This window comes from Ercella succinigenes, from assembly GCF_900002895.1.
This window is the reverse complement of the sequence record NZ_CDHP01000037.1, coordinates 17,030-39,122: the sequence shown is the minus strand read 5'-3', so window position 1 is coordinate 39,122 and position 22,093 is coordinate 17,030. Positions and strand designations below refer to the sequence as shown.

The following is a 22,093-nucleotide window of genomic DNA, read 5'->3' as shown; positions in this document are numbered from 1 at the left end:
GCTATATCAATATCGTATGATATATATCACTTGATATGTATCATACGATATGTATTTCTCTGTGTCAATACTTTTTCTATCATTTTCAAATTGATTTCCAGATTAATTTAATTTATAATCCTATAAGGATGTTATAGGATGTGAGTGCAAATGAGATATATCGGCAGCAAGACAAACCTTCTGGAAGAAATAGAAAAAGTTATTGACGAAAATGTTAAAAATGATCCTTCGGAAAACATAAAAGTTTTTGCGGATATTTTTTCAGGAACAGGTGTCGTTGGAGAGTTTTTTAAGAAAAACTACAGAATAATCTCCAATGACATCTTATATTTTTCTCACATAATCCAAAAAGCTAAAATTGAGAATAATTCTATTCCTGAATTTTCCAAACTAAAAAAAACAGGAATAGATGATCCTTTGTATTATTTGGAAAACGAAAACTTTACTATAACAAAAGATTATTTTATAACTCATACTTATTCTCCATATAAAGGCAATGATCGAATGTATTTTACAGAAAAAAATGCAAGCCGCATTGACTTTATCAGACTGACAATAGAAAAATGGAAAGCAGATCAGTTATTAAATGGAAAAGAGTATGCTTATCTGCTGGGCGTCTTAGTAGAGGCAGTTCCCTTTATCTCAAATATCAGTGGTACATATGGCGCTTATTTAAAACACTGGGATAAGAGAGCTTTAGGTGATTTGAAGCTTCGAGGCATAGACGTAATAAATAACAGAAGTAAAAATATTTGCTATAACGAAGACGCAAATAAATTAATCAGACGATTAAAAGGCGATATTTTGTATATTGATCCTCCTTATAATGGCAGGCAGTATATCTCTAATTATCATTTGCTGGAAACAATAGCCAGATATGATGAACCAGTCGTGTATGGCAAAACAGGTCTGCGCCCCTATGACAATGAAAAATCAAAATATTGTTTAAAAAGAGATGTTTCCGAAGCTTTTGAGGACTTAATAAAATCGGCTAAATTTAGACATATTATTGTCAGCTATTCCTCAGATGGTTTACTTAACGAGTCGGAAATACGAAGGTTGCTTATAAAATATGGCATCGAAAAAACTTATCGTGTTTACAGATTCCCCTATAGAAAATATAAAAGTAAGCATAAACAAGATTCAAATGAATTATTTGAATATCTTTTCTTTATAAGTAAAGACATTAAGCAGGATAAACAACAAAAAGAAAAATCTGCATCAGACATAAACAGCAAAAAAGCAACAAAGAGTAAAAATAAAAACAACACTGCATATCTTAAACAGGTTATAAAAGCTGAAAATCATTTGTATAAGGGTAAATCTTATATCAAAAGTCCTTTGAACTATATTGGCGGCAAACACAAGTTGCTAAAACAAATCCTGCCCTTATTTCCTGACAATATAAATAATTTTGTCGATTTATTTGCGGGCGGTTTTAATGTCGGCGTCAACATAAGAGCAAATAAAATTTTTGCAAATGACATTAATAATTATGTGATCGAAATCCTAAAAACATTTTATGAAACAGATACTGCGAAGGTACTGGAACACATAAATGGTAGAATAAAAGAGTTTGCATTATCAAAAACAAATGAAGCAGGATTTCTTAAATTCCGTGATTTTTATAATCAGAGCAGAGATCCTCTAGACTTGTATACCTTGATATGCTATTCATTTAACTATCAGTTCCGGTTTAATAATAGCCATGAATATAATAATCCTTTTGGCAGGAATCGAAGTCAGTTTTCTGACGAGCTAAAACGAAAACTTATTTTGTTTATTGAATCTGTTAAAAGTAAAAAAATTGTGTTTTCTACCACTGAGTTTGACAAATTTACTTTCGCCAGCTTGGGGAAAGATGATCTTATTTATTGTGATCCCCCTTATCTGATTACCACAGGTTCCTATAATGATGGTAACAGGGGATTTAAGAACTGGAATGAAAAACAGGAAATTAAGCTGCTCAATCTTCTTGATTCGTTGCATCAAAGAAATCTTCGATTTGCTTTGTCAAATGTTTTAACTCATAAAGGCGGAGAAAACACTTCTTTAATACGGTGGGCTAATAAATATAGGATTCACTATCTGAATCATAACTACTCTAATTCTTCGCATAATACTGCACGAGGAGAAAGTCAGGAAGTTCTTATTACCAATTATTGACCATAAGAGCGATTAAAGTTGCAACCGGCCAGAAATTGACAGATTTTTTCTGACTATAAAGGAATTATAAGGGGAAATATTTTATGTCACAAATAACCCTTGACGAGTTCAAGAACAAATTCAATAATGAAGAAATAAAGTTCTGAGGGAGTAAAAGTAGTATGGCACGTCTTAAATCACAAAATACAAAAATACTTGATGCTTGGTTTTTACCGGAAACCTTTGTCATTGATCAACCGGAAATATCCAGTATAGATAGCGACAAGAATATTTCTGAAGGGGATAAAGCTACGGACATTATTACGGCATGGGCAAAATCATTTACAGCGGATAAATATAAAACACTTTTTCTGCTTGGTTTTCTTAATAAACAGGAATGGTTTTCTCCTTCTATAGAATATCTTCACCAAATTTCAGAACTCCTAATCAAAAAGCTGAGTCAGCAGCCAGAAATAGAATTTGCCAGAGATAATATACAGATTGAATTGTCTGAGGAAGAATTATATCGGCTTCGGGAAGAACTTCCTTTTGTTACAGGCATGGAATATGTTGATAATAAATGGCTGCAGACTTTATGGCAGACTATACTTAATATTTTCCGCACAGAAATCAAAGAATATGACGGCACTGTAAGCAGATTTTTTGCCGAACACAATTCAAACATCAATGTTGTTGGGAGAGTGTTTTTTCACTTGGTTGAGAACAGTGATGAACTTTACCCTTTCGCTTTTATGGCAACCTATTCAACAAAGCCAGTTAAAAGCAAGCGAGCCGTGCATACTCCCTTGAAAAACGCATTAAAAGAGTTTGATGGAGACGAAAAGAAATTGCTCTCTCTTATTTCTACGGTCATCAAGGCAGCAGATAAAAGTTTGTTTGTTTCGGATTTGCTAGAAAGTGGTGAACTTTTCTCTCCTTTGAAACTAACGACCGAAGAGGCATATACTTTCTTAAAGGAGATCTCAATTTACGAAGAAGCAGGTATTATGTGTAGGGTTCCTGACTGGTGGCGCAAAAAGACAAATTCTTTAAGTCTTTCGGTCATGGTAGGAGAAAACAAACCTTCCAAAGTCGGACTAAATGCTATTATGGATTTTGTACCAGCTTTGAAATTAGGGGATGACCCCTTAACAGAAAAAGAACTAAAAGCTTTTTTGAACATGGCGGAAGGTTTGATTCAGTACAAAGGCAAGTGGGTCGAAATCGATAAAAGGAAACTGGAAACTGTTCTTTTAGCTTTTGATAAAATAAAAAACCTTTCCCAAAACGAGGATATTTCTCTTGGAGAGGCAATGAGACTTGAACTAAATATTGACAAATTACTTGATTCCACAAAACTAGACATTGATTTGTCGATCTCTAATGGGCAATGGCTCAGATCCGTAAAGGATAAATTGATTCAGCCTGATAAAATTGACAGTATAAATACTGCAGATTCATTCCAGGCTGTGCTGCGAACATACCAAAAAACCGGATATTGCTGGCTTAATCAGATGTCACAACTTGGTTTTGGTGCATGTCTGGCAGACGATATGGGTCTTGGTAAAACTATTCAGCTGATTGCTTTTCTTGAACATCATAGGTTAAATACCAAGGGTCAGGCTCTTCTTATTCTGCCAGCGTCTTTAATAGGTAACTGGCAGAAGGAAATCGAAAAATTCGCACCTGAAATGCCCTATCAAATTCTTCACAAAAGTGATTTAAAAGGCTCTGAGGCGCTGCAAATAAAAGAAGGCAGTTTTTTATATATTACTACTTATGGTATGGCAGTTAGGTTGGAGGAATTAAAAAATCAGAAATGGGATTATCTGATTCTTGATGAAGCACAGGCAATAAAAAACCCGGGTACTAAGCAGACAAAGGCAATAAAAGCTATTCCAGCTAAAATGAGAATTGCCCTTACAGGAACTCCAATTGAGAACAGATTGGGTGATCTTTGGTCATTATTTGATTTTCTGAATCAGGGACTTCTGGGTACAATCAAGGAATTTACTACTTTCACCAAGGAACTTGATGATAACATTAGCGGCTATGCCAGACTTCGTAAAATGATTCAACCGTTTATTCTAAGAAGATTAAAAACTGATAAAAGCATAATTGCCGATCTGCCGGATAAACTTGAAATGAACGCTTTTACCACATTATCAAAAAAACAGATCGCTCTTTATGAACAGTTGATCAGACAAATTTCGGAAAAACTTGAAAGCACTGAGGGAATCGAAAGAAAAGGTCTGGTTCTAAGCAGTATTATGAAATTCAAACAGATATGCAATCATCCTGATCAGTATCTGGGCAGAGAAGATTTCAAACCAATACATAGCGGTAAATTTGAGCAATTACGAGAAATATGTGAAGTTATACGCGATAAGAAGGAAAAGGTTTTGATTTTCACCCAGTTTAGAGAAATGACAGAGCCCCTCTCCGAATTTCTAAAGGAGATATTTTCTAAAGAAGGATTTATTCTTCATGGCGGTACCCCTGTAAAAAAACGTAGCGAGATGGTTGAAAAATTCAACGGCGAACAATATATCCCTTATATGGTTCTTTCTCTAAAAGCCGGAGGTGTGGGGCTTAATCTTACATCTGCTAATCATGTTATTCATTTTGACAGATGGTGGAATCCAGCTGTTGAAAACCAGGCGACAGACCGAGCTTTCCGTATTGGTCAGACGAAAAATGTTATGGTGCATAAATTTGTTACAAAAGGAACGATTGAAGAAAAAATTGATGCCATTATTCAGGACAAACAAAAATTGTCGGGTGATATTTTAAGCTCCAGCAACGAACAGTGGATTACTGAATATAGTAACGAGGAACTTATGACGATGTTTGCATTGGGCGGTGAAGTGTAATGAGCTATTACAGTTATCCCAAATATGAAACGGCAGCCGAAAAAAAAGAAAAGGCAGCAAAAAAACTGGCAAAACTGAAAAAGAAAAACCCCGATATTGAGCCAGTATTGATTGATGGCAGGACACTAGCCAAAAACTGGTGGGGCAAAGCCTGGAATTTAAACCTCGAAAGTTATGCAGACTATAGCAACCGTATAGGTCGCGGCAAAAGCTATGTTCGTAATAATACAGTTTTGGATTTGAAAATATCTAAAGGGCAAATAGACGCTATGGTTCTTGGAAGTGGTTCAAAAGTCTATACAGTCCGAATCAGCATTGATATTTTAAGTGACAAAAAACAAGAACAGATTATCTCATTATGTAATAACAGAATTGACTCACTGGAGCAGTTAGTTGAAGGAAAATTCCCAAAGGAATTAGAGATTCTTTTTGCAGACAGAAATTATGGTTTATTCCCTTCTCCTAAGGAAATTTACTTTGACTGCAGCTGCCCCGACTGGGCAAGCATGTGCAAACATGTAGCAGCTGTATTATACGGTATAGGAGCTAGATTAGATCAAAATCCTATGCTGTTTTTTGATCTCAGAGATCTGAACGGACAGGAACTTGTTAAAAAATCAATAGATCAAAAACTGGAAACTATGCTTAGAAACGCAGGCAAAAGAAGCAAACGTGCAATTCCTGAAAAAGATATATCAGCTCTTTTCGGTTTATAGATTTTTTAGTTCAACCATTATCTTTATACCACTAACCTTTACTTTTCTACCACTTACCGAAAACGTATTTATTTAATTTTCCACAGTCGTATAATGAGCTTGTGAGGTTAAACAATGCGCGCAAGAATTGAAAAAACAAAAGGCAACCAGCCAGATGAACTTGTTATATATTGCCAACAGATCACACCTGAAATTGATTCAATAGTCAAACTTATTAATGAGCTTGATGCTGGCAGACAACAACTGACCTTTTTCAAAGGAGACGAACAATATTTTATAAATTTGAAAGAAATATTGTTTTTCGATACCGAAGGGGATAGGGTTTATGCTCATACAATTGATCAGGCCTATGAGGTTAAGTTAAGACTGTATGAGCTTGAGGCAATGCTCCCAGGGTTCTTTGTTAAGGCCTCAAGATCAGCTATTGTGAGCATCTTACATGTTTTTTCCGTTCAAAAGGGTCTTACAGGTATAAGCTTGTTGTCCTTTCGGAATTCACACAAAGAAATCTACTGCTCACGGATGTATGGAAAAGAAGTAATGAGAAAAATGAATGAGAGGTATTTGTATGAAAACAGATAAAATTCTTTGGGGATTATTTTTTATTGGTGGCGGTATAGCCTTGCTGCTGGCGGCTCTTGGCATAGGTGCAGAATATGAAGCAGTTAGAATAATCGGCAGCATTCTTTTAATTGGCCTGGCTATTGTAAGCTTTGTTCGTTTCAGATTCTTTCTGTCCTTGGTTCCACTTGCTTTTGTTATTTATTTGTGGCAGGAACAACTGGGGATTCAAAATCTTAATATGACGCTACTGGTTCTGTCAGTTGCAGTGCTCAGCATCGGTTTATCAATTATTTTTCGCAAAAAGCATTATTTCGAGAAAAAATTTGATGCCAAAAACTGGGAAAGAACAGAAGAAATACTTGATGATAACGAGTACGCCGCCATTGATGTCAGTTTTAGTGAGCAGACAAAATATATACATGCAACAAATCTAAAACGTGTAACTGCTGCCAGTAATTTTTCGACAGTAAAACTCTTCTTTGATCAATGTCAGGCTAGTGATGAGGGCTTAAATATACAAGTAAGTGCAAATTTTTCTGAAGTTGTACTGGCAATACCAAGAAACTGGGAAATAGTTGACCACGTGAATACTTTTGCCGGATCAGTAAAGGTCAAAAAAGATTTACCTTTGACAGAACCTAGAGTCCCAGTAGAAATTAGCGGCAGTATTAATTTTGCTGAAATAAAAGTCAAATATATTTAATTTCGCTTGCTCTTATTGGCAAATTTATTTTCCCCCGATATAAAAGCCAGAACAAATTATAATCTCTGGCTTTTTACGGCTTTATATAAATAGCAAAACAAAAATTATTCTGTAATCGCAGTATATTCAATTGAAACAACTACACCGTCTTCTATCATTACCATAAGCTGTGATTGATCACGCACATATACATAAGCATCATGATCTTTTGTATAGTCATCTCCCAACAATTCAACAACTTCTGCTTCGTCTGAACCAATATATAGTCCCTCTGGAGTAGCAACACTATCGTCCATTAGAATTACCGCTGATACATAGTCAACCTCATCAATCGGATAAGTCATAAGCTCAAATCCAGGATAAGTATAAATTTTATCCAAGCCCTGAAAAGCACAGCTCTCAGCTTCAAAATAAGTTGATTCTTCTCCCAGCTGTTGCAAAAGTGGTTCAACTTTTGCATGCATCACCATTTTCGCCCCGGAATGCTGGAAATAATAACCATTTTCAGAAGGTTCAAAAGCACCGTTGTTATTACCTCCTTCACTATCTGCAGCTGTTGTTTCTGAAGCCCCAGAATCAGGGGCTGTTGTTTCTTGAGTTTGATCATTACTACCGCAGGCAGCCATAACCAATGTCATAGAAATTACTAATACTATAGTCATAACAACTTTTGCGCTTAAAACCTTTTTTAAATTCTTTTTAAAATTACTTTCTGACTGTAAAAATAACATTCTTCTTTCCTTCCATCACATCTTTTTTATGATCTGTTACCAAAAAAAGTACTTATTCTGCTTGTGATTCTACAGGTGCCTCCTGATTTGAATCTGCTATCGGTCTGCCACCAAAACTCTTCAAATAGCCATAGGTAGCTAGTTCCATTTGCTGCTGTTGCTTCATCTCATAATAAAAATCTACTCTTTTTGCCCATTCTGCACTGAGTTTTGCATCTGACCTATAATCTGTAAGATTATACTCGGTTTGCAGCACCTCTCCCAGATGAACCGAAAGCTTTTCTGCACCACTAAGATTAAGATGCAATCCTGCATCATATGTATCCTGATTATAGTCAATACCAGTTTCTTCAAGAAGTTCAAGGTAATTAAGATACAACAGATCATGTTCATTGGCATAATCAACTATCTGCTGTTCCCATTCAGGATACCAGTACGGATAAATACTGGGTGCTTTCATCAATACTAACTCTATATCATTTTCTTTACATAATTGTGTCATCTTATCCAAATATTCATAACTTTTTTCACCAAATTTATAATCTGGCAAAGTTCTCCCTCTTGGAATTGTTTCGACCGGTCGTACATCTACACGCATCAAATAACCATTATGTGATTTTTGTTCGCGTTGAAACATATATTTAAAATCATCTGAGGAAAGCTCTTTCCAGCGACTGTGATACCTAAGCAACGGGAATATATACGATGCCAAAGTTTCCTCAGGCAGCATGGATGCCTTGGCTGATCGTAATTTAGGCAAACCGAATCTCATGCCATCTATACTCATCCTGTTGTATGGTTCACTTTGAGGTTCATCATATTGCATGGCAAGAATATTAAAAACTACCACTTCCGGTTTTTCGTAGCGCAATACCTCTTCCAGCAAATAATATGACTGCCATATCAGCTGTTGAGCACTGCCAAAAATATAACTTGGTATACCATAATTCTCCCACAGGGTTATTGGTGAGATGCTCTCATAAGCTTCGCAATCACCAATAAAAACAACGTCATTATTTCCCTTATTGTCATAGTACTCAGATATAAGTGTACCTTCAAATATTTCTGACATATATTTCGGCATAAGCAACTGTTGCAGCAAAAGCAAAAGCGCAAGCAGCAGAGCTATCGCTGTGATATGTATGGAAATATATTTAAGCTTAGAGGTTTTATCCTGCATTTTTAGAAAACTCCTATTAAAGTCAGAATTGATTATATATAAACTGGTTAGCATCATAACCTATGCCATAAGCACCAAAAATAATTATTATCAAAAAAAGTCCTGAATAAATGGCATACCTCAGCGCTAATGGTTTACGTGCAAGCTGAAGTCTAACACTACCGCGTCTTTGCACCATACTTACTGCTGTCATTGCACCTATTCCTGCCAGCAAAATTATATAATCTGCCATAGTCAAACCAAGCTTGAGCAATGATCCATCATAAAATACCCGAATATTAAAGTCTGTAAAAATAGTAGCATATTGGCGGAAAGAAACACCCACATTACGATAGCAATCAAGAATCCTGATTGAAGACATCAACCAAAATGTCCGTGAAACCTGAAACAGTCTAAAGTAGGTTTTTCCTTCCACATCGAATTTGCTATGAAACCATTTATAAAAAGGAGTAAACTCCTGAGATATTATTATAACAAGACCGTTGAGAAGTCCCCAGACAACAAAATTCCAGCTTGAACCATGCCAAAGTCCGGTGGTAAACCAAACTACAATTGTCGCAGTGTACACAGGAATTCTTTTACCTAGCGCATCGCCAAGATTTGCCCTGGAAATATTTGACAATTTCATCATAGGCTTAGAAACAGACAAAGGATAGAATATATAGTCCTTAAACCAAGTTCCCATGGTTATATGCCAACGGCGCCAGTATTCTGCAACTGTTTTTGAAAAAAACGGTCTTTCGAAATTTTCTTTAAGATTTATACCTAGTGACTGTGCAATACCAATTGTTATGTCTATGCCGCCTGTAAAATCAGCGTAGAGCTGCGCGGCATAGAAAAACATACCCAGCATGACATATGTTCCCTGATAAGAAGAAGGATCCTGAAAAATAGTATTTACAGCAGCTAGAATCCTATCTGCTATTACCATCTTTTTGAAAAATCCCCAAATAATTCGTTGTAGACCAAGTCCAAATTTATTTTTATCAAAACTATGTCTGGCATAGAGAGTTTCAGCAAGATCGCTAAATCGACTTATTGGCCCTTGAATCATTTGTGGGAAGAAAGAGACAAAAAGAGCTAATTTGAATAAATTTCTTTCGGGTTGGTGTTTACCTCTATATACATCGATAACATAACCCACAGTCTGGAAAGTATAAAAAGACATCCCCAGAGGCAAAGCGATGTTCATAAACGTTAATCTATTATCTGAACCAGTTAAGCCAATGATAGAATTTATATTGCCTATCATAAAATCTGTATATTTTACAACCGCCAGCAAACCTATGTTAATGACTAATCCCAACAAAAGCCAGTTTCGCTGTTTCTTCTTCATTGAAGCTTTGTAAGTCTTTTTTTCTGATCGGTCTAAAACAGCTTTGTTTTCTTTTAAAAACTCTGATTGTCTGCTTTGTACTCTATTTATAGCTATACTTATGCTCCATGCCGACAAAGTAGTAACCAGAACATAGCCGAGAAATTGAATTCCGGCAAATGCATAAAAAGTATAACTGGCTATAAGCAGAAGAACCCACTGAAATTTCTTTGGAATCAGATAGTATAAAAAAAACAGTACTGCTAAGAAAAATATAAATCCAAATGATACAAAAGCCATATATTATCTCACCTTAGATTCAATCTTACTATTCATCATCAAGCAAACGATCAACCATCGCCTGCAAAGTCCTGGCAGAATTGAAATTTTCCGGTATAATCTCCTCCGCAGGAACAGCAACATCGAATTCATTGTTGATTTCAGTAATAATTGTAACAATATCAAAAGAGTCCAGAATTTTATCATCTATTAATGTATTGCAATTTTCATAATCAACCTCAGGATGAAGTGATTTTAGTATTTCCAACATTTCTTCCATATTATTCTCTCCAGTTTTTTCTTCATATCAGAAACAGTCACCATAATTTTTGATGATCATACCCGAACTATGATACAACATATTCAAACTTTTGCATATATTGCTTTTTTTCTATTTCTCATATATTGCTTTTACAGCCAACCTATCTATTTTACTGTTTGCTGTAAGCGGCAGACTTTCAAGATTAAAAATCCTTGCCGGAACCATATACCGGGGCAGTTTTTCTTTAAGATATTTTGTTACGTCGATTTGATCAGCCTGTCCAACATAAAAAAGAATTATCCTTTTTTTCTCATTGTCGTAAATGCAGCATGATTGTTCAATTTTATCTACTGTATTGGCAATTACTTCAATCTCACCAAGCTCTATTCTATGACCCATATGTTTGATCTGATGATCTTTACGGGAAATAAACACCAGTTCGCCTCGCTCATTATACCTGCCCAGATCACCGGTTCGATAAATCAGCTCAGGATAATTGGTGTTAAGTGGGTTCTGGACAAAAACTTCGCTTGTTCTGGCAAAATCCTGATAATAACCATGAGTAAGAGTTGTTCCTCTGACACATATTTCACCTGTTTCATCTTTTTGTGCCAAAGTATTATTCTCTTTAAGCAACAGGATTTCCCTATTAGGAAATGGTCTGCCTATCGGCAAAACCTCATCCAAAGCAAATTCGCGATCTACTTCATAATAACAACATACTCCGGTTGCTTCAGTTGGACCATAAAAATTTATAAACCGCGCGTCGGGAAGAGCTTTTTGCCATAACTTAAACTGCTTCATTGGGAAAACCTCACTGGCAAAAGCAATTGTGTGTAGCGATTCCGGCACAGCTTTTTCAAGCACATTAAGCCCTGAAATCATTGTCAGAGCAGTAACTACCCAGCAAACCGTATTGATTTTATATTCATTCATATATTCAACCAGTTTAAGAGGAAACATAAACAACTGCTTTGGTATTATATAAGCAGTAGCGCCAAATTTAAGAGTAGGGAGCAACTCTTTAAGGCAAGCATCAAAATAAAGCGGTGTTTGATTGCCAAAAATCGTGCTGTTATCGACTCTCAAAATAACAGAAAGCCGTTCTATATAATCAATTACTGAACGATGACATGCAACTACGCCTTTGGGTACACCTGTAGAGCCTGATGTAAAAACAATATATATAGGATCTGTATCGATAGCTGCAGATCTGATCAGATCAAGCTTTTGCGGATCTGTTTCAGAAGACGAAATATCCTCATAAAGGTGTATTGTTCCCTGGTAGTCAAATGATTTTACAAGCTCTTTTGTAGTCTCATCGCATATTAATGCTTCCGGTTTTAAATTCTGCAATATTAATTCTATTCTGTACCTGGGCATTTCCTCATCTAAGGGAACATAGAAATTACCACTATATACTACACCGTAAAAAGCTGCCACCGTCCTTGGATGGCGTTTCATAAACACAACTATCGGCTTACCACATAGTCCACTATTTGCGATAGCAGTACCAACAGCTCTTGATTGATCAAAAACCTCAGAGAAAGTAAGACTATCAGACCCATCAGAATAGGCAACTTTATCTGGCACCTTGTGAACTATATTTTCCAGATATTCTAATATATTTGTTTGCATATTTTCCCCTTTTTGCATAATTATTTATAGTAATAAACAGGCAAATTCTCACTAGCTGATAATCACTAATAATTACCTGGTAAAAATTTTATTATGTTATCAATTCAAATGTCGGATCTTTTAGCAAAGCGCCGCACCTGATGACACAACACATGGCCAAAATTTCCAGAACATCCAAATAACCGTGACCTATTTTGCAAGTATCTTTTACAATCGAAAGCTCTGTACAGCCCAGAAGGTTTATCTGTGCCCCCTGCTTTCTTAACCAATCAGACGCATATGAGAATCTATCTTCTTCGACAGGTACACCAGCTTTTACATTGTTATATATTATATGCATTATGTCAGATTGATATTTTTTATCAGGAACAATTGCTTCTATCCCTGCTTTTGCCAGAGATTTCTGAAATATCTGGCTTTGTATCGTTCCGTCAGTAGCCATTATACCTATTTTAGTGATTTTCATGTGCTGTAGATAAGCAGTAGTTTCTTCAATCATATTAACTATAGGTACTTGAATCTGATTTTGCATCTGCTTGTAAAAATAATGAGCAGTGATACATGGAACCGCAATCAGACCAACACCTTGAGCAGCAAGCTGCAAGCCTGTGCTTACCAATTCTGGCAAAGGATTGTCTTTACTTTTACCAGTTATAAAATCCGTCCGGTCGGCAATGCCTGGGTAACTGCATATAATCATATCAAGATGATCTTGGTCACGATCGGCTTTTGTCATTCGAATAATCTGTTCATAAAACAATGCCGTCGCCAGTGGCCCTAGACCACCAATTACGCCTAATTTAACAGTACCTTTTTTGTCTGCTTCCATTTTATCTATGCCTTCCGATAATTTTTCATAAAATGAACTCTTATCCTAATCATGCATCAGGAGTCGCCGGATATTTATCCCTGTCCCAAACATGAGAGTCATTATGATTGTTAGAATATTCAGTCAATGCTGCATCAGTAAGCATAAAAAATTCTCCGCCTGCTTTTCTGGGAGTGGTGTCAAAATGATACCAGCCACTTCCAATGTTTATCATACTCCAAAAATGACTGCCTGTTGATTTAACAACATCAATATTATCTATACCTGCTCTTTCAAGCAATGCTTTTGCCGTAGCAAAGTAATTGAAACAATCTCCCGTACCTTTAGTGAACCCTTGATATGCTCCAGTTATCCAGCTTGACTTATCAGAGTGATTAACATAAACAATATGTTGTTTTGTCCACCAGTAAATTGCTTCTGCCTTTTCTCTAGGACTCATCTCTGGTTGAGTAATTTCTGCCAAAATATTATCTGCCAGCCTATTCACCTCTTCAGAATCCGGTTCATTTGCCGTTTTTTCAGCCACAATAACCTTTATCACAGCCTCAGCAATATTACCCGAAGAATCCTGAGCAATATATTTTACTTCATATGTACCTGGTTGCCGTATATCGACCTGACTACTGTCAATATTTAACTCTACAGGCTGGTCACTGTTATCAGATACTTCAACATTGCGCCGATATGAAACTGTATCTCCTGTTTCTACAGCAATATCCTCCGCACCTGATATGACAGGAGGAGTTGTATCAACAACTTTCAAATCGGCGCCAAAAATAATATCATCAAAACTATATTCCAGTTCATACTCTCCAGGAGTCGCAAACGGAATTGTAGAAATATCTGTCAGCAAAATAGTGCCGTCTTTTGTACCTTCTAAAAAAACAGCCTCTTCAGGAATACTTTCTCCTGCTTCAATCTCAAAAAAGAGACGTGGGAGCGATTCTTCTGTCTCTTTTGTCTTATTTGTCTCATTTGTAACTGCAGATAACTGCGTCGTGGGATTATTGGTTTCGATGCCAGAAGTTCCTGGTGTTTGTGCTTTGTCATTTTTCCGCTGATTTGTTTGAAAATGAACAATCACTGTTATTATCACCAGCAAAACCGCAACCAGAACAAAAACACCCGTCAATTTTGTTTTTTGACCAGAAACTTTTCGCTTAACCGGGACAGGTCTTTGATACCTGTTTGGCGTATTGACCGACCTCCTAATATTTTGACTGGTTTTGCGATTGTTATTTCTACTGTTCATTGGTTTTCTCCTGCCCAATTTGTAATCACTATAAATACTATCACAATATCAAAAAGTCATAAAGTAGCACTGCTTTTGATCATGTCAATAAATTGTTCTGTTTTGCATTTTTTTTGCAATTTTAACTTTAAGCCTATTGTGCAAAACGACATAAAAAACTTGACTAAGACTGCATTTTACTGATACATTATCCATATAATAGCTTAATCATTTTAATAAAGTGCTTTCACTAATCTAAATGCAATATATGTATATAACAGAAAGTATTCTATACATTGAGAGGAGCATTATTATGAATAGTAAGGAAAGAGTTATGGCCGTTTTAACCGGTAAACCTGTGGATCGTTTGCCAGTGGAATTTCATTTTGCAGATGCCCATATCCTTGAAAATTTTGCCGCCAAATATAAATTAACACCCGATGAATTTCTAAAATATCTTGAAAATGATATCAGATACGCTTATGTAATGGATGAACTCGGTTGTTATATGCAGGATGATACCCTTATAGAGTATGCACTTACGCATGGTTTTGCCAGACAAGATCCAAATAATAAAAATGTTGTGTATGACAAATGGAATGTTGGCTGGGACAGCGGCGCAACTGGTCAAAGACCTGTTTATGAACCGCTTGAAAACTGGGAAGATCTAGGCAAATTGATTCCCCCTGCAGCGAACTCTGAAGGCCAGTTTTATGATTATGACAGAAAAGCCGAGGACTATGAAAAGAACAACTATGCTGTAGTTATGCTACAGTATTATGGCCCACTGGAAAGATGCGAATTGCTGCGTGGATTCAATAATTTTATGTGCGATATGATTGAAGATCGTGAAAATGCAGAAAAACTTCTGGATATAGTTGCAGATTACCGCACCGATCTGGCCAGACTTATAGTCACCAAAAACGTGGCTTTTGGTCATGGCGGAGATGATTATGGTACTCAAAGCGGTCCTCTTTTGTCACTTGATTTGTGGAGGGAACTTATAAAACCAAGGCTTGCCAGAATATGGTCTGTCTATAAAGAAAACGGATTACCGGTAGTACACCACAGTTGTGGAAATTGCGAACAGTTCATAGATGAAATGATTGACATAGGTCTTGATGCAATCCATCCAGTACAAGCCGAAACAATGGACATTACTAAGCTTGAGCAAAGATATGGCAGCAGAGTTGTTTATTACGGTGGTTTCAAAACACAATCCGTTCTTGCTAACGGAACTCCAGATGATGTCAGAAAAAATGTTAAAGAAACTATTGAAACTCTTGGTAAAAACGGCCGTATGTTTGCAGCCCCGATAAACATTATGGAAAACGTACCTTTTGAAAATTTCCAGGCATTAGTAGAAAGTGTTCATAAATACAGATATATACACGGCAGCTGATTATGCTACCGTGTATATATTATAACTTTTCTTATTGCAAGGTTTATTAATTATAAAATCAGAGCTTAAATTGGCCGATATTATCTGTTAGATACTGGGCTTGTTGCCGTAGCTCTTCACTGGCAGCAGCGCTTTGTTCTGCTGTTGCGGAATTTGCCTGAACAACCTTAGATACCTGGTCTATGCCCTGGTTTATCTGTGCAATTCCACTTGCCTGCTCATTTGATGCATTTGCAATGTCATCAACAATCTTTGCCACCTTCAGTATTCCTTCAACAATATTGTGCAAAGATTGTGCTGTATCATTTGCTATGCCTGTGCCGCCATTAACTTTTGCAATAGTTGTTTCTATAAACTCCGTAGTCTCTTTGGCTGCTTCGGCAGACCGTGCAGCCAGATTTCTAACTTCTTCTGCGACAACAGCAAATCCTTTACCATGTTGCCCTGCTCTGGCAGCTTCAACAGCCGCGTTAAGAGCAAGAATATTAGTTTGGAAAGCTATATCATCAATTACTTTTATAATTTTTGCTATATTTGCTGAAGCTGTGTTAATTTCGCTCATAGCTTCAAGCATTTCCTGCATCTGATTGTTACCACGGTCGGCATCTTTGCTGGCAGTATTAGCAAGAGCATTTGCTTCACCAGCAAAACTTGCATTTTGTCTTGTTTGTGATGCTATCTCTGTCAAACTGGCTGAAAGCTCTTCAACCGAGCTTGCCTGTTCAGTTGATCCTTGAGATAAAGACATACTACCTTCCGATACCTGCTGTGATCCCGATGCAACCTGTTCTGCTGCATTTGCAATCTCACTTATTAAATTATGCATAGCCATCACGGTACTATTTATGGCTTCTTGCATAACTGCATATTTACCTTCATAACTTCCTTCCATTCTTATGCTTAAATCACCATCAGCCATTGATAGCAAAACGCCAGATATCTGATTAATCGGTTTTGCAATATTATCCAATGCCAGATTTAGACTACTTACTACTTCAGCATAACTACCTGCAAAAGCACTTTCATCTCCTCGATAATCAAGATTGCCGCTAACTGCAGCCTGAGCGATATTCTCTGTTTCCTCTGCCAGAGCCATAACCGACCTCATCATTTTAATTATAGAAGGAGTAAGCTCGTCAGCAGAAGACATTTGCCCAATATCTACATATTCCTGATAAGAAGAAAAATCGCCACGCGCAACCAATCCAAGCGTATTTTGAAGACCTATCAATCTTTCTTGTACATTGTTTACTGAATTGGCAAAATCAAGTAGCATCCCCTGATAGTCTTTGCTCATGCGTTTTGTATAATCATTAACAGTCATCGAATCCATGATACTAAAAGCTTGCTGCATCGGGACTGTTATCCCTTCAAGCGTTTGATTAATACCGTTTACAATATCATAATAAGCACCTTCAAAACGAGCCGCATCACCTCTGGTCATAAGATCACCACGGGCTGCAGCTTCTGTAAGGCGTTTGCTTTCACCCACCATATCATTAAGTGTAGAGGTCATTTCATTAATGCTGTTTGTCAAAACATCATTTTCAGACTTTATTTCAATAACCTTACTCAAATCTCCATGTGCAACACTTTTCATTGCCTCTGCCCGCTGCTGGAAATATTCTACCATCTCACTGAAAGCGTGCGCCATTACTCCGATTTCATCTGAACTTGTAATACTGATTTTTACATCTATATCGCCATTTTTCAGTTTATTAGCAGCCTCTGTTATTTGCTCTACCGGCTTGGTGGTTCTGCTGGTAAATATGCTTGATAATATAAGAATCAACACAAGAACAACGGCACTAATAACAGCGATTGTAGCAAGACTAAGCAGCAATCTCTGGTTGAGCTGGCTTCGCTCAGCTGCAATCATTTCATCTATATCGTCTGTATAATTACCTGTTCCAATCACCCACTGAAACGGCTCATAAGCGAGCGAATAGCTGCGTTTAGGAGCAGGTTCGGTTTCCCCGGCTCGCGGAAAGTCATAATTAGAAAAACCTCCACCCTCCTGCCGTCCGTTATTTATAATATCTTTCATAAAAGAGACGCCATTTGCATCAACACTGTCTATTCGAAGCTTGCCTTCTGCATCACCGCCAAGCAAAACAACATTGACGCCTTCATATGTATCTATCCAGAAATATCCATCTTCCCCATAACGCATTTCTCTCACAGCATCCGCAGCTAGCTGTCGAGCTTCTTCCTCAGTTATTCTGCCATTCACAGATTGCTGGTAAAAGCTATCAATAGTACTTACAGCAGTTTCAACCTGCATTTGAACAAGCCGGTCAAAATCATCCCGCATGGTTTTCTCAAGCAACTCAAGTGAACTATTATTAGTATTCATTAACGCTAACCAAGCAGAAACAAAAATCGCAACCGTCAAAAGCAAGCTGGTCAAAATCGACAAAATAGTAAACTTTGTTCTCAGCTTAGTCATTTTAGTCCTTTTATCGGACTTTATTTCTGAACCGCTTTTTTCTCCCGATGATGATTTTTCCCCGTTTAAACTCATACACTTTTCTCCATTCTGCAAAATGCGTCTCTCTTTCAGAGAGGTCAGGCCTATAACAATGCTTTTACTGTCTTAGAAACAAAAGAATTTTATAAAATTCCTATCGGTGTATTTGTTCAAAACTTTAAACAATTCAGGCATCTAATATTTTTTGTATCAAGCGTTTTATTTTTTGTCATTATCCTGACTTTATAACTATCTGATAACAAGATCGCCCTCGAGGCGATGAACTTTTGCTTTCCAATTCAAATTGTTTTCATTTTGATCCAGCAGGCAATAAAAAATTCTTTCGGCAAAACGATCATAGGGCTGCCTGTATACAGTTATACCCAAAGTTTCGCATTCAAAAAAGTCATCTATACAAACGAGTTCTACATTATTAATATTATAAGCCAACAGTTCTTTCTTTATCTCTATACCAAGCTCACCATCGCTACAGATCACGCTATCAGGACGCAGTTCAGGTCTGAATGTATCTATTACAAAATTTGTCTGTGGACTGGCAAGATATGTTTTGAAATCCCAAGGCAGCAGATAATTTCTACCACTGGAAGATATGTCTAAAAATGTCTGTTCACGTTCAAAATAGCTGCTTAGATCGGGATTTTCTCGTCCCACATAAATGATTCTTCTGCAGCCTTTATTTTTTAAATAATTGTGTAATTCTCGGATAGCAGCTGAATTATCAAGGCACACGCTATCCGCATACGGCGTTTGAATTGTTATATCAAAAAAGACTAGATTCATCCCCATATCATGAAGTCTTTTTACACTTTTATTGTTAATTGTCTCATAATCTAGCCAGATAACCGAATTCCTAATGCCTCTTTGATAAAGCTTCAATAAAGTCTCCTCAATAGGTTCTTCTTCCGAACATTGAACAAAAACCACCATCGAATTGAAATGATCAGCAATCTTTTGAAAATAATCTATAAAAATTGAGAAAAATCTTCGCTGAGCAGGAGCGACAAAAGCTACAACATCCATCGAACTAGATTCCTGACAGCTGGCAAAATTAATATAATGCCTACCTGGAAATTTTTCTTTAATTAAACCTTCTTCTGCCAGTTGCTTAAAAGTTAAAATTACACTTACTGTATCTATATTGAATTTCTCAGCTAAAAACCTGGCAGAAGGCAACTTAAAACCCTGAGAAAAAACACCATCAAAAATTGATCTAATGATATAATCTCGCACGACAAGGTTCTCTTTTGATTTCTTCATATGCCAACTCCCACGTATGTTTATCAGCCACCAAAACCAACTTATATGATTGAATTCTACCATACAGCAGATTAATTGTGCATATAACAGTAGAAAATCCTAGTATCATTCACTTTCAGCCAAGATGTGATGTCTTGGCGTCAGCAAGATTCTGTTCAGCCTGTATTTGGCAAAACACAATTATTTCAAGCATTAGTAAAATACTTGCAGAAATTAATTTTTTCGGCTAATCTAAGATTGGATGCGCACTTAGTGGAAAGAGGGCTTTCTATGAAATACTTTAAACGACATATTGAAGTAATTGCAGAAAAGACAAAAAGCCAATTTCCGGTTACTTTGATAACCGGACCAAGGCAGGTTGGGAAATCAACACTTCTCAGGCATATATCTGATAACAAATATGAAGAAATATCTTTTGATGATCCGATTGTTAGATTACAGGCAGAAAATGACCCTAATTTATTTCTCAAAAATAATCCACCGCCACTTATGCTTGATGAAATACAGTACGTTCCAGAGATTTTTGTGTATTTAAAAATGCGAGTAGACAAAAATCGTAGAGACGGTGACTATCTGATAACCGGCTCCCAATCATTTGTTCTGATGAAGAATGTTAGCGATTCATTGGCCGGCAGAGTGGGAATACTGGAATTACAGGGAGTTTCTCTTAGGGAAGCGCATAATTGTGACTTCTATTTACCTTTTACGCCTACTGAAGACTATATTAATAAGAGATCTAAAAAGTTAATCCCTTATAATAATATATGGAAATCAATTCATCGGGGATATATGCCTGAATTAGTTTATTATCCAGAAAAAGACTGGGAAGTATTTTATAGTTCATATCTCCAGACTTATATTGAGCGTGATATTAAGCAGCTCACCCAGGTTGCAGACGAAGCTCAGTTTTTAAAGTTTATGATAGCAATTGCTGCCAGAAGCGGAGAACTTATAAACTATAATTCTGTAGCAAAAGATATCGGGGTCAGTAGTGATACCGTAAAGAGATGGCTTTCCATTCTTCAGACTTCCCGAATAGTCTATTTGTTGCAACCTTATTATAATAATCAGCTTAAAAGAGCCATAAAGACACCGAAGGTATATTTTCTTGATACAGGTCTATTGGCATTTTTAACCAGATGGCCAACACCTGAAACACTAGCAAACGGTGCAAAAGCAGGAAATGTATTTGAGACTTTTGTGATCAGCGAAATTATAAAGTCTTATCTCAATGCTGGGAAAATCAATCTGCCTCTTTATTTTTATCGAGATCGTGATGGTCGGGAAATAGATCTCGTAATTGAATCCGCCGATACACTTTATCCAGTAGAGATTAAAATGACAGCGGCTCCTCAAATATCTATGGCTAAGAATTTCAGTGCTTTAGATGATTTGCCTGATAAAAAACGAGGTCTTGGCGTAATTTTGTGCCAATATGATCGAAAACTTATGCTGTCTGAACAAGTAGTTGTGTTGCCGATAGAATATGTTTAAGTTGACACACTCTTAACCCTTAAATCTGTCGGAAGATTAATAGTTATTTCCCTACCAGGACCATCAGAAAAAGCGTTTAAAGCTTTATTAAAAGTTGTTACAGTTACTTGCTTAACTCCCAACGGTCGTTCAGATGCAAAGATTGTAGAATCATCAAACATCGGATCAGTAGGGATCATATTAAGTACAATGCTTGCCCTTTGCGTTACTATATCCGGATTCATATGAAACTCTATATGCGTTCCATTACCACCAGAGGCAACATGAGCATTAGTAAGCCCAGATGTATTACTTAAAACACGGTATCCCATAGTTTTTATAGCAGATGTACCAGTAACTCTAAGAGTACCCTTTTGTGTCAAACTATCGTTTATTGTTGACACTGATTGACCCGTCATGTTCACAAATTCATTGTCACTTAATTTCGATTTGGTTTGTGCCAGTTGGAATAGATCTATTGCGTATCTTAGAACATTTGTTTGACCAGGTGCTGCTTTAATCCTTACATTCCCGCCATCGTCTTTTAACACACCAGTTGTTTTAGCTTCATTTAATCTTGCCTGCGAAACCTTTATATTGTATTCAGGCCCACCGTCTGCATAACCTTCAACTACAGAATGAAACTGAATAGCCAAAGCCGTTGCATAGCGTTGCTGCGAAGCATTTAAGCCATATGAGCCTAACCTATTGTGAGGAAAGCCATGATACATTATCGTCGAAAAACCACGCTGGACATTTGTAGGAATACTGTTCCACTGATTTTTTAGAGCATCTACCTTATCTTGATAAGGTGACGAGCGTGTCGGTTCTATACAAAATGCAATTTGGCTTTCATCACTATTATAATAATACTCTGGTTTTAGGATAGGATCATCATTTGCCCTTAAACAATATCTAGGAGCAGGACGTACAGCAGCAGGATAATTAGTTACATCTATCATACCTGACTTTGAGAGTTGAATATAAAACATAGTGCTAAGCCC

17 protein-coding genes are annotated in these 22,093 nt (G+C 36.8%); 7 read left to right on the top strand and 10 right to left on the bottom strand.

Annotated elements, in window-relative coordinates; genetic code table 11:
- Window positions 1-150 precede the first annotated feature (150 nt).
- The 5 genes from AC0KSB_RS08410 to AC0KSB_RS08390 all read left to right on the top strand — a co-directional run bounded on the left by AC0KSB_RS08410 (window position 151) and on the right by AC0KSB_RS08390 (window position 7,001).
- Window positions 151-2,166 (top strand): Dam family site-specific DNA-(adenine-N6)-methyltransferase, encoded by a 2,016-nt coding sequence (locus tag AC0KSB_RS08410; protein ID WP_472308215.1) that lies wholly within the window; start codon window positions 151-153, stop codon window positions 2,164-2,166.
- 161 nt (window positions 2,167-2,327) lie between these two features.
- Window positions 2,328-5,018 carry a DEAD/DEAH box helicase gene (locus tag AC0KSB_RS08405; protein ID WP_472308213.1) on the top strand — a complete coding sequence of 897 codons (2,691 nt, stop codon included), beginning with the start codon at window positions 2,328-2,330 and terminating at the stop codon, window positions 5,016-5,018.
- Window positions 5,018-5,734 (top strand): SWIM zinc finger family protein, encoded by a 717-nt coding sequence (locus AC0KSB_RS08400; RefSeq protein WP_472308211.1) that lies wholly within the window; start codon window positions 5,018-5,020, stop codon window positions 5,732-5,734. The genes AC0KSB_RS08405 and AC0KSB_RS08400 overlap by 1 nt, the downstream gene beginning before the upstream one ends.
- Before the next feature lie 114 nt (window positions 5,735-5,848).
- Window positions 5,849-6,316 carry a LytTR family DNA-binding domain-containing protein gene (locus tag AC0KSB_RS08395; protein ID WP_472308209.1) on the top strand — a complete coding sequence of 156 codons (468 nt, stop codon included), beginning with the start codon at window positions 5,849-5,851 and terminating at the stop codon, window positions 6,314-6,316.
- Window positions 6,303-7,001, top strand: coding sequence for a LiaF transmembrane domain-containing protein (locus AC0KSB_RS08390; protein ID WP_472308207.1), 699 nt, complete (start codon window positions 6,303-6,305; stop codon window positions 6,999-7,001). The genes AC0KSB_RS08395 and AC0KSB_RS08390 overlap by 14 nt, the downstream gene beginning before the upstream one ends.
- A gap of 104 nt (window positions 7,002-7,105) precedes the next feature.
- On the opposite strand, the gene AC0KSB_RS08385 is transcribed toward AC0KSB_RS08390, so the two are convergent.
- The 7 genes from AC0KSB_RS08385 to AC0KSB_RS08355 form a co-directional block, all read right to left on the bottom strand.
- Window positions 7,106-7,732 carry a hypothetical protein gene (locus AC0KSB_RS08385; RefSeq protein WP_472308205.1) on the bottom strand — a complete coding sequence of 209 codons (627 nt, stop codon included), beginning with the start codon at window positions 7,730-7,732 and terminating at the stop codon, window positions 7,106-7,108.
- Window positions 7,733-7,784: 52 nt separating this feature from the next.
- A complete protein-coding gene (locus tag AC0KSB_RS08380; RefSeq protein WP_472308203.1) occupies window positions 7,785-8,912 on the bottom strand; it encodes an SGNH/GDSL hydrolase family protein in 1,128 nt (375 codons plus the stop codon).
- Window positions 8,913-8,934: 22 nt separating this feature from the next.
- Window positions 8,935-10,527, bottom strand: a complete 1,593-nt coding sequence (locus AC0KSB_RS08375) for an MBOAT family O-acyltransferase (RefSeq protein WP_472308201.1) — start codon at window positions 10,525-10,527, stop codon at window positions 8,935-8,937.
- Window positions 10,528-10,555: 28 nt separating this feature from the next.
- Window positions 10,556-10,786: a phosphopantetheine-binding protein gene (locus AC0KSB_RS08370; protein WP_472308199.1), complete on the bottom strand. Its 231-nt coding sequence runs from the start codon at window positions 10,784-10,786 to the stop codon at window positions 10,556-10,558.
- Between the two features lie 111 nt (window positions 10,787-10,897).
- On the bottom strand, window positions 10,898-12,406 hold the full coding sequence (locus AC0KSB_RS08365) for an amino acid adenylation domain-containing protein (RefSeq protein WP_472308197.1): 1,509 nt from the start codon (window positions 12,404-12,406) through the stop codon (window positions 10,898-10,900).
- 91 nt (window positions 12,407-12,497) lie between these two features.
- Window positions 12,498-13,235 (bottom strand): cysteate racemase, encoded by a 738-nt coding sequence (gene cuyB / locus AC0KSB_RS08360; protein ID WP_472308195.1) that lies wholly within the window; start codon window positions 13,233-13,235, stop codon window positions 12,498-12,500.
- A 49-nt stretch (window positions 13,236-13,284) separates the two neighbouring features.
- A complete protein-coding gene (locus tag AC0KSB_RS08355; protein WP_472308193.1) occupies window positions 13,285-14,487 on the bottom strand; it encodes an immunoglobulin-like domain-containing protein in 1,203 nt (400 codons plus the stop codon).
- A gap of 292 nt (window positions 14,488-14,779) precedes the next feature.
- On the opposite strand from AC0KSB_RS08355, the gene AC0KSB_RS08350 reads away from it, so the two are divergent.
- Window positions 14,780-15,868, top strand: a complete 1,089-nt coding sequence (locus tag AC0KSB_RS08350; RefSeq protein WP_472308191.1) for a uroporphyrinogen decarboxylase family protein — start codon at window positions 14,780-14,782, stop codon at window positions 15,866-15,868.
- Between the two features lie 58 nt (window positions 15,869-15,926).
- On the opposite strand, the gene AC0KSB_RS08345 is transcribed toward AC0KSB_RS08350, so the two are convergent.
- Complete coding sequence (locus AC0KSB_RS08345) at window positions 15,927-18,392, bottom strand: methyl-accepting chemotaxis protein (RefSeq protein WP_472308189.1); 2,466 nt, start codon at window positions 18,390-18,392, stop codon at window positions 15,927-15,929.
- A 195-nt stretch (window positions 18,393-18,587) separates the two neighbouring features.
- Window positions 18,588-19,616: a substrate-binding domain-containing protein gene (locus AC0KSB_RS08340; protein ID WP_472308187.1), complete on the bottom strand. Its 1,029-nt coding sequence runs from the start codon at window positions 19,614-19,616 to the stop codon at window positions 18,588-18,590.
- 270 nt (window positions 19,617-19,886) lie between these two features.
- Here AC0KSB_RS08340 and AC0KSB_RS08335 point away from each other — a divergent pair, with 270 nt between their 5' ends.
- Window positions 19,887-21,110, top strand: a complete 1,224-nt coding sequence (locus AC0KSB_RS08335) for an ATP-binding protein (protein WP_472308185.1) — start codon at window positions 19,887-19,889, stop codon at window positions 21,108-21,110.
- On the opposite strand, the gene AC0KSB_RS08330 is transcribed toward AC0KSB_RS08335, so the two are convergent.
- Complete coding sequence (locus tag AC0KSB_RS08330) at window positions 21,107-22,081, bottom strand: thioester domain-containing protein (RefSeq protein ID WP_472308183.1); 975 nt, start codon at window positions 22,079-22,081, stop codon at window positions 21,107-21,109. The two genes, AC0KSB_RS08335 and AC0KSB_RS08330, sit on opposite strands and share 4 nt — an antisense overlap.
- Window positions 22,082-22,093 lie beyond the last annotated feature (12 nt).

Coding starts and splice junctions, on each gene's coding strand:
- AC0KSB_RS08395 (WP_472308209.1), top strand. CDS start 5,849: ATGCGCGCAAGAATTGAAAAAACAAAAGGCAACCAGCCAGATGAACTT.
- AC0KSB_RS08410 (WP_472308215.1), top strand. CDS start 151: ATGAGATATATCGGCAGCAAGACAAACCTTCTGGAAGAAATAGAAAAA.
- AC0KSB_RS08385 (WP_472308205.1), bottom strand. CDS start 7,732: ATGTTATTTTTACAGTCAGAAAGTAATTTTAAAAAGAATTTAAAAAAG.
- AC0KSB_RS08390 (WP_472308207.1), top strand. CDS start 6,303: ATGAAAACAGATAAAATTCTTTGGGGATTATTTTTTATTGGTGGCGGT.
- AC0KSB_RS08375 (WP_472308201.1), bottom strand. CDS start 10,527: ATGGCTTTTGTATCATTTGGATTTATATTTTTCTTAGCAGTACTGTTT.
- AC0KSB_RS08340 (WP_472308187.1), bottom strand. CDS start 19,616: ATGAAGAAATCAAAAGAGAACCTTGTCGTGCGAGATTATATCATTAGA.
- cuyB (WP_472308195.1), bottom strand. CDS start 13,235: ATGGAAGCAGACAAAAAAGGTACTGTTAAATTAGGCGTAATTGGTGGT.
- AC0KSB_RS08400 (WP_472308211.1), top strand. CDS start 5,018: ATGAGCTATTACAGTTATCCCAAATATGAAACGGCAGCCGAAAAAAAA.
- AC0KSB_RS08365 (WP_472308197.1), bottom strand. CDS start 12,406: ATGCAAACAAATATATTAGAATATCTGGAAAATATAGTTCACAAGGTG.
- AC0KSB_RS08405 (WP_472308213.1), top strand. CDS start 2,328: ATGGCACGTCTTAAATCACAAAATACAAAAATACTTGATGCTTGGTTT.
- AC0KSB_RS08350 (WP_472308191.1), top strand. CDS start 14,780: ATGAATAGTAAGGAAAGAGTTATGGCCGTTTTAACCGGTAAACCTGTG.
- AC0KSB_RS08330 (WP_472308183.1), bottom strand. CDS start 22,081: ATGTTTTATATTCAACTCTCAAAGTCAGGTATGATAGATGTAACTAAT.
- AC0KSB_RS08370 (WP_472308199.1), bottom strand. CDS start 10,786: ATGGAAGAAATGTTGGAAATACTAAAATCACTTCATCCTGAGGTTGAT.
- AC0KSB_RS08355 (WP_472308193.1), bottom strand. CDS start 14,487: ATGAACAGTAGAAATAACAATCGCAAAACCAGTCAAAATATTAGGAGG.
- AC0KSB_RS08380 (WP_472308203.1), bottom strand. CDS start 8,912: ATGCAGGATAAAACCTCTAAGCTTAAATATATTTCCATACATATCACA.
- AC0KSB_RS08335 (WP_472308185.1), top strand. CDS start 19,887: ATGAAATACTTTAAACGACATATTGAAGTAATTGCAGAAAAGACAAAA.
- AC0KSB_RS08345 (WP_472308189.1), bottom strand. CDS start 18,392: ATGAGTTTAAACGGGGAAAAATCATCATCGGGAGAAAAAAGCGGTTCA.